We start from the raw sequence: 13657 nt of genomic DNA on the forward strand, positions 1-13657 counted from the left end.
GTCAGTGAACCGCGGTGTCGCTTTCCTTCGGGGTGACCCGAGGCGAGAGTTTCACGGCAGCGACGGCGACCACAGAGACCAGAGCCCACCACACGTAGGCGGACGCGGCGAACTGATCGACCAGCGGCCAGTCGAGTCCACTCCATCGACCTTCACCGAGTTTCCAGTGCGGTGCGTACACCATGATCGCCAGTCCGACGGCAACCAGAGCGAGTAGCAGTGCGCTTCGACGGCGGTATCCGACGGCGGCCAGCACCAACGCGAACGGTACTGCCCACACCCAGTGGTGTGACCAGGAGACCGGCGAGACCAACAGGCCGAACATCGCGTTCACGGTCAGCGCCAGGGCGATCTCACCGGCGGCGAACGCTTTGCGCATCGCGATTCCCGCCACGAGCAGTACTCCTACCGACAGCGCGATCCACAGAATCGAACGGGGGAGCTCGTCCATTCCGAGGCGGGCCAGTACACCTGTGATGGACTGATTCGCCGGGTACGCCGGGCCGCCGATCCGATCGGAATCGATGATCGTCTCGGTCCAGTATTTCACCGAGTCCGACCACGTGAGCGCAAACCCGAACGCTGTGAACACCGCGAAGCTCAGAGCCGATACCACCGCAGCACGAAAGTCTTTGCGCAGCAAGAAGAACAAGACGAAAACTGCGGGAGTGAGTTTGACGGCCGCGACCAGACCGATCAGCACACCTCGAGGCCACGGAGTCTTCTTCGGCAAGCAGTCGAGCGCGACGAACATCATCAGAACGATGTTGATCTGCCCGTAGTTCAACGTGGACGTGACCGGCTCCAGTACGAGGACGGACACCGCGAACACCGCGCCAGCACCCCACCACACGAGCGTGCGAGGGCGAACCCCCAACGAGATCAGCGTGAGCACAACGGTCGCCAGCAACGCGAGCATGGACAACGACGTCACCGTCATCGACGCGGCGTACAGCGAGACCTTCGAGAGCGGGCTGAACAGAGCGGCAGCAATCGGGGGATACGTGAACGGCAACGTGGTACCGGTCGCGATGGGAGGAAGCTGGCCGTACAGATCCCCGCCCCGAGCGAACACCTCACCGCCGAGCCGGTAGACATCGAGATCCAGTCGGTAATGCTCACCCAACGTTCGCAGCCCGGGAAACCCGTTGAGATGGAAGAGCACACCGACCGCCGCGGCGACGACAACGACGACCCTGCTCGACGCCACCGCCCAACGCGGCCACCGGCGTCGCGTCGGGCCGGCAGGCTCCGACGCTTCGGCGACCGGACGGTTGGTGTCGGACGAAGTCACAACGTTCCCTTTCAGGGCTTGTTCGGCTCGGTTCTGCGGTGTGTGGGGGACGTGCCGGGGCACGCGCTAGGGTGAGCCGCGTGCGCTACTTCTACGACACAGAGTTCATCGAGGATGGTCGCACAATCGAGTTGGTCTCGATCGGTGTGGTGTCGGAGGACGGTCGCGAGTTCTATGCGGTGTCCTCCGAGTTCGACCCCGAGCGGGCGGGCCGGTGGGTCCGGCGCAACGTCTTACCCAAGCTGCCACCGTACTCGTCGCCGTTGTGGATGAGCCGATCCCGAATTCGCGACGAACTGCTCGAATTTCTCGTTCCGCACTACGGTGCCGAGGTCGAATTGTGGGCATGGGTGGCGGCGTACGACCACGTGGCGCTCTGCCAGCTGTGGGGATCGATGACCGAGTTGCCGCGTTCCCTGCCTCGATTCACCCGTGAGCTCCGTCAGCACTGGGAGGATCGCGGCAGTCCCGAGCTTCCCTCTGTGCCCGACGACGCCCACGATGCCCTGGCCGACGCGCGCCACAATCTGGCCAAGTTCCAGGCGATCGAGGAGTACTCGTACCGCGGTTGAACACCCGTTGTCCTGCGGTGACGGCGGTACGAATATCCTGTAGCGGTGAACTGGACTGTCGACGTACCCATCGATCGCTTGCCCGACCTGCCGCCGCTGTCTCCGACACTGCGCACTCGATTGGACGACGCGTTGGCCAAGCCGGCTGCGCAGCAGCCGCAGTGGGATCCCGAGCAGGCCGGCGAGATGCGCAAGGTGCTCGAGAGCGTTCCGCCGATCACCGTCGCAGGTGAGGTCGAGGCGCTGTCGGACAAGCTCGCTGCCGTCGCCCGCGGCGAGGCGTTCCTGCTTCAGGGTGGCGACTGCGCCGAGACGTTCGTCGACAACACCGAACCGCACATCAAGGGCAACATTCGCACGCTGCTGCAGATGGCCGTCGTACTCACGTACGGGGCGAGCATGCCGGTGGTCAAGGTCGCGCGCATCGCCGGCCAGTACGCCAAGCCTCGCTCGTCGAACATCGATGCGCTCGGCCTGCAGTCCTACCGCGGCGACATGATCAACTCGCTGGTGGCCGACGAGAGCGTGCGCGGCCACGATCCGTCACGACTGGTGCGCGCTTACGCCAACGCGAGTGCGGCCATGAACCTGGTTCGGGCACTGACCGGAGCCGGGATGGCCGACCTGCACAAGGTGCACGACTGGAACCGTGAATTCGTCGCGCAGTCACCCGCCGGAGCCCGCTACGAGGCGCTGGCCGGGGAGATCGACCGCGGCCTGCGGTTCATGGATGCCTGTGGTGTCTCCGACCCCAATCTGCACACCGCCCAGATCTTCGCGAGCCACGAAGCACTCGTACTCGACTACGAGCGCGCGATGCTGCGGCTCGACAACACCGACGATCACCCCAAGCTCTACGATCTGTCGGCTCACTTCCTGTGGATCGGCGACCGCACTCGCCAGCTCGACGGCGCGCACATCGCGCTCGCCGAACTGATCTCGAACCCGATCGGGCTCAAGATCGGACCCACCACGACCCCCGAGATGGCCGTCGAATACGTCGAGCGCCTCGACCCGACCAACAAGCCGGGCCGCCTGACGCTGATTTCGCGCATGGGCAACGGCAAGGTTCGCGACATCCTGCCTGCCATCATCGAGAAGGTGCAGGCCACCGGACACCAGGTGATCTGGCAGTGCGACCCGATGCACGGCAACACGCACGAGGCGTCCACCGGATACAAGACACGGCATTTCGACCGCATCGTCGACGAGGTGCAGGGCTTCTTCGAGGTTCACAACGGCCTCGGCACCCATCCGGGCGGAATCCACGTCGAACTGACCGGTGACGACGTCACCGAATGCCTCGGCGGAGCCCAGGACATCTCCGATCTCGACCTCGCCGGGCGCTACGAAACTGCCTGCGACCCGAGACTGAACACTCAGCAGAGCATCGAGCTGGCATTCCTCGTCGCCGAGATGCTCCGCGGCTGATCGCCGGCACCGCCCTGGCAGGTTCAGGGCAGGGAGACGACCATGACCTCGGAGTCCGGTTCCACACGTGAACCGGCTCCGGGGCTCTGGGAGATGACCAACGAGCCGTCCGTGTCGACCACCTGACGAACATCGATCGTCAGTCCCAGCGAATCCAGAGTCGTGCGTGCGGATCCCACCGAACGTCCGAGCAGCGACGGCACGGTGACCGCGGTCGACACGTCGAGGACGGCGGTGGTACCGGACTTGACGGTCTGGCCGGCCTTCGGATTCGTGCCGATCGCTTTTCCGCCGTCGGTGTCCTCGTCGAACGTTTCGCGGATCTCGTCGACGGTGATGCCGACCGATTCGAGAGTCGTCCGTGCCTGATCGACGCTCTGTCCGCGGACGTCGGGAACCTGCACCGGCGGTGCACCTTTGCTGCGCAGCACGGTGACTGCGGCACCGGTGTTCAACACCGTTCCCGGCGGGGGATCGAGCGCCGCGACGCCGCCGATCGGTGCGGTGGTGCTGAATGCCTCGCCGCCGTCGACCGGGGTGAAGGTTCTATCGCGCAATTGCTGCTGCATGTCTTCGACGGAGGCGTCGGAGTCGATGGAGGGGACGGTCGGGCTGCCCAGTGAGACGAGCAGGAACACGGTGTCGCCCTTGGCGATTCGGGAACCACCGACGGGGTCGGTGCCGATGAGCAGATCGGTCGAGACGGTGTCGGAGTACGTTCCCCGAACCGTCGCTTCCAAGCCCGACGCTTCGATCGCGCTCGTGGCACCGGTGGTGTCGAGACCGTCGACCATCGGAACTGCGGTGTATCGGCCCGAGCCCATCCACCAGCCGCCGAAACCGACCAACACTGCCAGCAGTGCAACGACCACCAACCAGACGACGATGGCCCGCCGGGACCGTTGGCGATCGGCGGCGAAATCGGGAAATTCGTAGTGTCGCCGGCCCAGGGGTGCCGCCGGCTGCGGGTCGTCCGGTTGCGGTTCGTACTCGATTTCGCGGGATGTCGGTGACGTGACCACTCGGGTGTGGTGCACGCCGTCGGGCGGCGGTACCGGGGGAGCGCTCTGCACCACCTGGGTGCGGGTGGGCGGCTGTCGATCGCCGGCGACTGTCGTCGGTGCGCCCGCAGCCGCCGAGCTCAGGTGCTGTGCCGAACGCTGGGGAGCGGGCACCCGGTACGCGGGAAGCGCCAGCGCCGACGCGGCAGTGCGCAGCGCGCGGGCCATGTCGTCGGCGTTGCGGTATCGGTGTTCCGGGTCGCGGACGGTGGCGTGTTGAACCACGTCGTCGAACTGTGGTGGCACGCCTGCGATGAGGGTCGACGGGAGCGGAACGTCGTTGTCGATGCGCTGGTAGGCGATGGACAGGGATGTGTCGCCGGTGAACGGGGTGCGTCCGGTGAGCAGCTCGAACAGTACGACTCCGACGCCGTAGACGTCGCTGCTCGCGGATGCGGAGCCGGTGGTGACCTGTTCGGGGGACAGATACGCGGCCGTGCCCAGAATCACACTGCTCGAGGTGACGGTGGATGCGGCGACGGCTCGGACCAGCCCGAAGTCGGCGATCTTGACGTCTCCGTCGTCGCTGATCAGGATGTTCTCCGGTTTGATGTCTCGGTGCACCAGACCGGCGCGGTGTGCGACGGCGAGAGCTTCGAGCACAGGGCGAACCACGGCGACTGCGGCGTGCGGAGGCATGGGCCCGCGCTCCCGCAGCAGCTCGCGCAACGTTCCGCCCTCGACGAGCTCCATGACCAGGAATGCGTGATCGCCGTCCCGCCCGTGGTCGTACACGGCCACCAGACCGGGGTGGCTCAGCCTGGCCACCGCGCGTGCCTCGAACTCGAATCGCTGAACGAACTGCGGGTCCTCGGCGAACTTCGGATCCATGATCTTCACCGCGACAGGTCGGTCGAGCCTGGTGTCGAGTCCGCGGTAGACCGTCGACATTCCGCCCCGTGCGATCGGTGCGTCTATTCGATATCGACGATCGAGCATCGAACCCGGTATCACCGAACCTCCCCTCGTCGTCCTCGATGTGTCCGCTCGAAATCCGGACGCCTGACGACGATGGTATCGGCGCCGTGGGAGCTCACCGACGATCGTGGTTCGTGTCTTCGGTCTCCGTGGCGGGCCGCGTCACTTTTGAAGTCTGGACGCCGGACCCGTTAACGTTACCCGCGTGAGTGCCATTCCCTACGCCGACGACGTGCTCGATCCGTCGGTTTCTCTGCTGCAGTTCGCCGACGTCGCCAAGATCCTGGACGTCCCCAAGACGCGCGTCGAGCAGCTCGTGCGGGATCGTCAGCTGTTGGCTCTCAAGCGTTCCCGCGTCCCCGGCGTGCCCGAGCAGTTCTTCGACACGACCAAGGGCGAAATCGTCAAGGGTCTGCCCGGCCTGCTGGCGGTGCTGCACGACGGCGGCTACGAGGACGAAGAAATTCTGCGGTGGTTGTTCGCCGAGGACGACAGTCTGCCCGGCACCCCGGTCGCAGCGTTGCACGGTGACCTGATGCGCGAAGTGATCAGACGCGCTCAGGCAATGGCCTTCTAGCAGCTGGAACAGCGGTCGTCAGCGGACCGTGGCGCGCTTCCAGCCGGTGACGGCGAACTGCGGCAGCGCGACGCGTGCGCGAGTCCACTGCGGCACGGTCGCACGCTGGGAGAGCACCCGGTAGCCCTGCGCCTCGACCTCGTCGAGAATGCGGCCGTACAGAATGGACGCCGTTCGCATGGACGGACGCACTCGCGGATCCAACATGTCGATCCCGGCGTCCGACGTCCGGTAGATCGACCGGGTGAGGGCGATCGAGTGGGCGAGGGCGCGGGTGACTCTGGCATCGACCGAGCCGGTGGTCCGGCACCACCGCAACAGATCCTCGTCGACCCCGAAGGCCGCCAGTTCGTCGGTCGGGAGATAAATGCGGTCGCGGTCGAGGTCCTCACCCATGTCGCGGATGAAGTTGGTCAGCTGAAACGCCTCGCCCAACGCCGCAGCCGACGGCTCCGCCTCGGCTCGCGGAACCACAGTTCCGAGAATCGGCAACATCTGCAGTCCGATGACTGCGGCCGATCCGTACATGTACTCGTTCAACTGCTCCATCGTTCGGTACCGCGAGACGAACATCGCGCTGCCCGGGATGTCCATGCGCATCGAATGCATGAACGCGAAAAAGTAGTCGTGGGGAATCTCGTACCGAGCGACCGTGTCGCACAATGCGCCCAACACCTGATCGGATGTGCTGTCGGACAGGGGTTTTCCGGCCAAGGCGTCGCGCACCCGGGATTCGATGATGTCGAGTTCGACGATTCTGCGGGCGTTCAGTTCGTCCGAACCGACCGCGATGTCGGTGCCTTCGAGGTCGACGATGTCGTCGACCATCCGAGCGAAACCGTACAGAGCGTGCACGGCTGCGCGCTTGTCGACGGGCAACAGCCTGGTTGCCAGAAAATAGGTCTTGCCGTGCTGGGCGTTCAGTTCGCGGCAGATGCGATACGCCTCGTGCAGAGCAGGATCGATGTCGGTCAGTTCTCTCGATACGCGGGCACTCATGGCGCGGGACCTCACGGTGTGGCGTCGTCTTCGGTGGAGACGGGCGCGGTCTTGGGGGCGTTGGGTACAGCACGGTGTTCCCGGGAGCGGTCCGATCGCAAACGCAACGGGTCGACTCGGGTCAGCGCCAGCGCGGCAACGACTGCAGCGAAAACTGCGAGGGCCACGTGCACGAACGTGTACAGGCCGATGGATCCGTCGGGTTGGAACACCAGCATCAGCCAGGTCGACAGGCCGGTGAGAACCATCAGCGTTCGGCGGGACAACGCAAAGCCGGCCGCGATCGCCAACGGCCACGAGTAGTACCAGGGCAGCGCGGCGGGGGAGAGAACGACAGTGGCGACGAGAGCGATCAGGATGCCCTTGACCGCGTCCCGCTCGGATCGGCGGCCCAACCACCACGCCCCGGCCAGGATGACCACCAAGGCGATCGCGCACAGCAGCCGGGTGACGTCGAGAACCGGTCCGAGGCGCAGATCGAGGAACCACGAGGTGCTGACGGTCACCAGATGCGCGAGGATCGTCGGCAGTGACAGCCAGTTGATGATCTTCGCCGAGCCGGACAACGCCGTGAGCCAGCCGATGCCGACTCCGGCGATCACGGACGCGACGGCGAACACCGCGACGAAGACGGCCGCTCCGATGCCCGCGGTCTTCGTGAACGCCAGAATCGGTGCAGGCGGTGTGCGGCCTTCTTCGCGCGCCTTGTCTCGGAGGTGCAGCATCCAGATCCACACCAGGAACGGCAGAGCGAGACCGGCAGTTGCCTTGATGGCCACGGCGATCGCCACCAGCGCGATGCCGGCCACGTGGCGACGCTCGAGCGCGAGCACGATGCCCGCGGTCATCAGGCCGACCATGAGCAACTCGTTGTGCACTCCGCCGATGAGGTGGATCAGCACCAGGGGATTGAGCACGGCGAGCCACACCGCCGTTGTGGCGCGCCCGCCCAGATGGGTGGCCAGTCGCGGGACGGCCCACATCATCAGAGCGAGCCCGGGAAGCATGGTCAGGCGAAGCAGCATGGTTCCGGCGATCACATTGTCGCCGGTCAGGCTCGTGATGCCGCGACCGAGGAGCAGGAACAGCGGCCCGTACGGGGCAGTGGTCGTGGTCCACACGTTGCTGACGTTGTCGAGCAGGATTCCCGGATTGGCCACGGGCCCAACGGCATACGGGTCGAAGCCGTCCCGTAGCAACGCACCTTGAGCGAGGTACGAGTAAGCGTCGCGGCTGAACATCGGCACCGACAGCAGCAGCGGTGCCGTCCACGCGGGCACGATCCACCGGAGCTCGCCCACCGTGGTGCGGCCGTGCAGCGTGGCTCTGCCGAGCCTGACCCAGGCGGTGATCATCAACAGCACACCGGCCCAGACGATGACGGTCGACAGCACGAAGCCGTGGCCGAATCGCAGCCACGACAGATGCATCTCTTCGAGCAGAGGGTCACGACGGCGCACGCTGCCCGCGCCGAATCCACCGAACATGATGCAGACCGCACCGAGAACCCCGAGGATCGCTGCTTTGCCCTCGGGACTTCGCAGGAAGTTTCCGGTGGTCGTCAGTCTCGACGGATGCCGCGCAGGAACCGGTGCAGACCCGTCCGACGAGCGCCCTTCGGAGGTGGAGTGCGACGAAACCGAAGACATTGCCGCCTGCTCCTCCTCTGCTGCGAGTCGTGTGTGTCGAGATGTGGCTCCGCGCCGACGCGTTCTCGCTGTCGGCCGAAGGATCATGGTCGCAGCAAAGATCGCGACCGGCAAACGATCGCGCTCAGCTTAGTTGGTCGACGCAGTCGATCGGACGAACCGACCGCCCTCGCGGCCCTGTCACTCGTTCTGCCGCCAGCTTGCCCGAGACCAAGACGGTCGGCACGCCCACACCGGGAGTGGTTCCGGAGCCGGCGAGAACCACGTTGTCGAGGCCGGCGACCATGTTCTTTCTCCGGAACGGCCCGGTCTGCCGGAAGACGTGCGCGGACGAGAACGGCGAGCCCGACAACATGCCTTTGTCCGCCCACGTCTGCGGTGTGTCGATGTGATCGAGCACGAAGGCGTCGGCGAGTCCGGTGTATCCGCGGCCCTCCAGCGTCGCCAGAATCTCTCGGAGGTACGGCTGAGCCAGTTCGGCCCAGGCGAGGGGAGCGCTGTCGAGGTTGGGGCACGGGGCAAGGATCGAGACCGGCTCGCTGCGGACCCCGTCGCGCACGACCTCGAGGCCCGAATCGCTCACCGACGGCCGCGTGATCAGCAGCGACGGATCGGCCATCAGAGATCCTTTGCCGGAGCGGGCGGTGATCCGGCGGAAGGTCTCGGCCCATTCGTCACCGAAGTCGATGGTGTGATGCGCCCGCGCAGGCCACGACGCCGTGAGTTCGACCGGAACCGTTCCGTGGGCCACGACGGCGGACGGCGACACGACGCCGTACCCGTTGCGCCTGCCTTTCTTCGACACCGAGGCGCGATCGAGCAGGCGATCGACGACGGGCAAGTCGGCGGTGAGAATCAATGCGTCGCAAGCGATTCGACGTCCCTCGGCGGTGAGGACGGCATCGGCACGGCCGCGGTCGACGGTGATGTCGACGATGTCGGTGCCCAGTTCGAGCGTGCCGCCCGCCGTCACGAACGCGTCGGCCATGGCCCGGCCGATAGCCGCCATGCCTCCCTCGGGGAAGAACACCCCGAGGGAGGTGTCCATGTGTGCGATCGCACCGTAGACGGCCAGCGCCTTCTGCGGTGCCATGCCGGCGTAGAGGGCCTGAAACGTGAACACTCGGCGCAGACGGGTGTCCTTCAGGAAACGATCGACCCGTGGCCCGAGGCGACCGAAGCCGCCCAGCTTCGTCAGCGTTGCGGTATCGGTGATCGCGGCCTTGGATCCCACGAGGTCCAGCGGCGAATCGAAGTTCGAGTCGATGAAGCGGTCGAATTCGGCGTCGAAGATGTCGGCGAGCCAGCGCCGAAGATCGCGGTAGCCCTGCGCCTCGGCCGTACCGCAGGTCCGCTCGACCTCGGCGGCCATTGCCTCCGGGTCCGAGTAGACGTCGATGGACGTGCCGTCGGCGTACCGCGTGTGGTACGACGGCGACAGGGACGTCAGCCGAATCGGCGGCGTCGTGGACTCGAAGTCGGCACCCACGGCGGCCAACGCTTCGAGCACCAGGTTCGGCATCGTGAGTACGCTCGCACCGTTGTCGATGTCGTAGAGATGCGTTCCGTCGGAGTCGGTCACCGGATACACCCCCACCCGGCCGCCCACGGTGTCGTCGCGCTCGACGATCGTGACCTTCTTGCCTGCGCCCAGCAGGTGGAGCCCCGCGGCCAGGCCGGCCAATCCAGCTCCCACGACGACGACCGAGTCGGTGCGGCCGGGAACGGTTCGGATCGTAGACATGACGCTCTCTTTCAGTACTGCCGTTGGATGGCGGCGGTGGCCATGGCACGAAGGTGTTCGGCGGCGATCGGATCGATGGAACTGTCGTCCAGCGCGGCAACGGCCCGGGTGCCCAGTTCGTCGATCTGCCGTTCGACGGCGTCGACGGCGCCCAGTTCGGTGAGTATCGATCGGATGTCGGCGACCTCGCTCTCGCTGAGCTCGGTACCGAGACTGGCTCGAATCTTCGCCGCGTGATCGGGACGGCTCGCATCCGCTTGTTGCAAGGCCACGGCGATGAGCACCGTGCGCTTGCCCTCGGTGATGTCGTCACCCGACGGTTTGCCGGTGATCTCGGGGTCGCCGAACACGCCGAGCAGGTCGTCGCGCAGCTGGAAGGCAATGCCGATGTCGGCACCGAAGCTGCGGTACGCCGCAGTCAGCGGTTCGCCGGCCCCGGCAAGAACGGCCCCGAGGTGCAGCGGGCGTTCGACTGTGTAGGCGGCGGTCTTGTACCGGTTGACGCGCATGGCTGCCGCGACGCTCTCGTCGGTCCCGGCTTCGGCCTCGATGTCGAGGAGTTGACCGCCGAGCACCTCGGTACGCATCGCGGACCACACGGGCTGCGCCCGCCGCGCCGCGTCCGTGTCGATACCCGACTCGCGCAGCATGTCGTCGGCCCAGCACAGCGCCAGGTCGCCGACGAGAACGGCAGCGGAGACACCGAAGTGATCTGCCGAGCCCGACCACCCCGCATCGCGATGTCGCTGAGCGAAGCCGACATGCACGGTCGGAAAGCCTCGGCGGGTGCGGGACGAGTCGATGATGTCGTCGTGGATCAATGCGCAGGCCTGGATCAACTCGAGTGCCGAGCACGCACGCAGTACTGCGTCGGCGCGGTCCCCGGTGGGCTCACCGCCCGCGCCGAGCCACGCGGTCCATGCGAAGGCTGGGCGCATGCGCTTGCCGCCGCGTAGTACGAACGCCTCGAGGTCGGCCACTGCGGCCGGGTAGCCACCGCCGACGCTGTCGACGACCGCACGACGCGAGGCGAAGAACTCCGCGAGCTTCGCATCGACGGAATCCCGTAGCGACGTCGCATTCACGGACACAGAGTTGGTGGGCGCGGACAGGTCTCCGGACAGGACGATCCTCCAAGGTCTTCGTGGGAAAGACGCGTTACAGTCCCACAGTAATAGGCACCCGAACCCGGCACCGACGAGCAGCGAACTACGACGTCGGGGGATGCCCAGCGGGCCGGCGGCGCAGCGCGACCTATGATCTTCGGGTGAGCGAAGATTCCGTCAGGGGGCGGTCGAGCCGAGGATTCGTGACGAGGACGCCGTCGATCGTCGACCGATTGCGGACCGAACCCGAAGCGAGGATCCCGTTCTCGGTGGAGTTCTCGCCCCCGCGCGACGAGGCTGCCGAGGCCAGGTTGTGGCGAGCAGTGCGAGAGTTCGAGCAACTCCAGCCCGCGTTCGTGTCGATGACGTACGGCGCAGGTGGTTCCACCCGCGATCGAACGGTGCGCGTCACCGGTCAGATCGCCGAGGAGACGACTCTGCTGCCAGTGGCGCATCTCACTGCCGTGTCGCACAGTGTCGCCGAGTTGCGCTCGATGGTCGGGTCGTACGCCGACCGCGGCATCACCAACATCCTCGTTCTTCGCGGTGACCCCCCGGGCGATCCACTCGGCGAGTGGGAGAAGCATCCCGAGGGAGTCGAGTACGCGGAAGAGCTGGTTCGCATGGTCCGCGAACTGGGCGACTTTCACGTCGGAGTGGCGTCGTTCCCGGAAGGCCATCACCGCGCCGACGATCTCGAGCAGGACACCAGGTGCCTCGTCGGGAAGCTGCGTGCGGGAGCGGAGTATTCGATCACGCAGATGTTCTTCGACGTGGACGACTACCTGCGGCTGCGTGATCGCGTCAGCGCATACGACCCCGAGCAGGGTGCCAAGCCGATCATCCCCGAGATCATGCCCATCACCTCGCTGCGTTCGGTGCGCCGGATGCTCGAGCTCTCGGGCACGACATTGCCGTCGCATCTGGACGAGAAGTTCACTCGCGCAGCAGGATCCGGAGCCGAGGAAGACAAGGCCGCGGTTCGAGAGGTGGGTATCGAGCTCGCCACGAACATCGGCGAGCGGCTCATCGCGGAAGGTGCGCCCGGGCTGCACTTCATCACGTTGAATTTCGCGCGCGCGACACGTGAGGTCCTGAGCAACCTGGGGCTGGCAGCCGCGCGCGTCTGACTTGCGATCGGCGTTACGACGTCGGCATCGGACGCGACTTCCAACTCAGCGCGCCGCGGCGTCGTCGCACGTGGGATTCCGCAACGAGCCCCACGAAGGCGAGAATCGACAGCGGGTGCACCGCGGCGTCGACGACGTCGCGAGCGCCGAATCGGGGTCCCGACTCGCGCCGACGAGATGCCACGCGCGAGATGGTCCCGGCGAGGTAACCGACGACACCCAGTCGCCGCGTCGAACCGGAACCGAAGACTGCCGCGACCGGCGGCAACAGGTAGACCGTACTCAGCGCAAGGGCAGCCGTGGCCGAACCGACGGGCCCACCGAACTCGTTCCACAGCCACCGGCTGTAACCCGCCCGAACATCGGCGGCCGAGCGGTACATCCGGCACCGTACGACCCCGGCACCGGAGGCAACCGACGTCGAGAACCCGCGTCGACGCAGGACACGCGCGATGTCCAGATCCTCGGTGGCACTCGACGCGACGCAGCTGTGGCCGCCGACGACGCGATACGCGGCGGCATCGAACGCCATGAACTGCCCGCAGGCGACGGCCATCGACGGCAGCAGCGTCGCATTGCCGACCGGCACGGGCAGCGTCGACATCCACGACCACGCGAGCAGCGGTTGAACGAGGCGTTCGGCGAGACCACCCGCCACCTGCTCGGGCCAGGGGCACATCAGAGCGTCGCCGCGGCGGCGCAACCTCCTCGCCGCGGCGGCGACGGCCTCGGGTTCGAGCCGGACATCCGCGTCGACGAACATGACGATCGTCGTATCCACGTCGACCGAGTCGGCCAGTTCGGCGCACGCGGCGGCTTTACCCGTCCATCCGGGCGGCGGCGACGCGTGGGAGGTCACGACGCGGAATCGCGGATCGCCGTTCGCCGCGGTGACGGCAGCGGCTGCCGTTCCGTCGGTCGAATCGTCGTCGAGGACGACGACCTGCAGGTCGGTGCAGAATCGTTGACGCGTGAGATCGCCGATCAACGCAGGCAGCGTGTCGACTTCGTTGCGCGCGGGGATGCACACTGCGACCCGTTCGGTGACGTCACGGCTCGGTCGACGCAAACCCGGCACGAACAGCGCATTGAACACCGCGACGGCAGCGGAGGTGGAGGCGAGAACGGCAGTCGCCCGAGTCGCCCGGGTCAGGACCGTCATTCGGCGAGATCTGT

11 protein-coding genes are annotated in these 13657 nt (G+C 66.4%); 4 read left to right on the top strand and 7 right to left on the bottom strand.

Annotated elements, in window-relative coordinates; translation table 11 throughout:
- Position 1: 1 nt before the first annotated feature.
- Positions 2–1210, bottom strand: a complete 1209-nt coding sequence (locus tag CH266_RS19700) for a glycosyltransferase 87 family protein (protein ID WP_230074384.1) — start codon at positions 1208–1210, stop codon at positions 2–4.
- A 164-nt stretch (positions 1211–1374) separates the two neighbouring features.
- Between CH266_RS19700 and CH266_RS19705 the strand changes: the two genes are divergently transcribed.
- Complete coding sequence (locus CH266_RS19705) at positions 1375–1866, top strand: polyadenylate-specific 3'-exoribonuclease AS (RefSeq protein WP_027497365.1); 492 nt, start codon at positions 1375–1377, stop codon at positions 1864–1866.
- Positions 1867–1911: 45 nt separating this feature from the next.
- The gene (locus CH266_RS19710) at positions 1912–3297 is read left to right on the top strand and encodes a class II 3-deoxy-7-phosphoheptulonate synthase (RefSeq protein ID WP_027497364.1); all 1386 of its coding nucleotides are present in this window, start codon (positions 1912–1914) and stop codon (positions 3295–3297) included.
- Between the two features lie 23 nt (positions 3298–3320).
- On the opposite strand, the gene pknB is transcribed toward CH266_RS19710, so the two are convergent.
- Positions 3321–5297, bottom strand: a complete 1977-nt coding sequence (gene pknB, locus CH266_RS19715; protein WP_052068826.1) for a Stk1 family PASTA domain-containing Ser/Thr kinase — start codon at positions 5295–5297, stop codon at positions 3321–3323.
- 184 nt (positions 5298–5481) lie between these two features.
- Here pknB and CH266_RS19720 point away from each other — a divergent pair, with 184 nt between their 5' ends.
- Positions 5482–5853 (top strand): Rv2175c family DNA-binding protein, encoded by a 372-nt coding sequence (locus CH266_RS19720; protein ID WP_027497362.1) that lies wholly within the window; start codon positions 5482–5484, stop codon positions 5851–5853.
- A gap of 18 nt (positions 5854–5871) precedes the next feature.
- On the opposite strand, the gene CH266_RS19725 is transcribed toward CH266_RS19720, so the two are convergent.
- From CH266_RS19725 to CH266_RS19740, 4 genes are all read right to left on the bottom strand, one after another.
- Positions 5872–6852: a phytoene/squalene synthase family protein gene (locus tag CH266_RS19725; RefSeq protein ID WP_094715987.1), complete on the bottom strand. Its 981-nt coding sequence runs from the start codon at positions 6850–6852 to the stop codon at positions 5872–5874.
- A gap of 11 nt (positions 6853–6863) precedes the next feature.
- Positions 6864–8501, bottom strand: coding sequence for an alpha-(1->6)-mannopyranosyltransferase A (locus CH266_RS19730; RefSeq protein WP_032374357.1), 1638 nt, complete (start codon positions 8499–8501; stop codon positions 6864–6866).
- A gap of 124 nt (positions 8502–8625) precedes the next feature.
- Entirely contained in the window at positions 8626–10245 is a 1620-nt protein-coding gene (gene crtI, locus CH266_RS19735) for a phytoene desaturase family protein (protein ID WP_176457145.1), read from the bottom strand.
- 11 nt (positions 10246–10256) lie between these two features.
- Complete coding sequence (locus tag CH266_RS19740) at positions 10257–11369, bottom strand: polyprenyl synthetase family protein (protein ID WP_426376040.1); 1113 nt, start codon at positions 11367–11369, stop codon at positions 10257–10259.
- Between the two features lie 185 nt (positions 11370–11554).
- Between CH266_RS19740 and metF the strand changes: the two genes are divergently transcribed.
- Positions 11555–12481 (top strand): methylenetetrahydrofolate reductase [NAD(P)H], encoded by a 927-nt coding sequence (gene metF, locus CH266_RS19745; RefSeq protein WP_032368108.1) that lies wholly within the window; start codon positions 11555–11557, stop codon positions 12479–12481.
- 13 nt (positions 12482–12494) lie between these two features.
- On the opposite strand, the gene CH266_RS19750 is transcribed toward metF, so the two are convergent.
- On the bottom strand, positions 12495–13643 hold the full coding sequence (locus CH266_RS19750) for a glycosyltransferase (protein WP_094715988.1): 1149 nt from the start codon (positions 13641–13643) through the stop codon (positions 12495–12497).
- Between the last annotated feature and the right edge of the window lie 14 nt (positions 13644–13657).

Origin of the sequence: Rhodococcus sp. 06-1474-1B (assembly GCF_002258885.1) — a bacterium.
GTDB classification, from domain to species: domain Bacteria; phylum Actinomycetota; class Actinomycetes; order Mycobacteriales; family Mycobacteriaceae; genus Rhodococcoides; species Rhodococcoides fascians.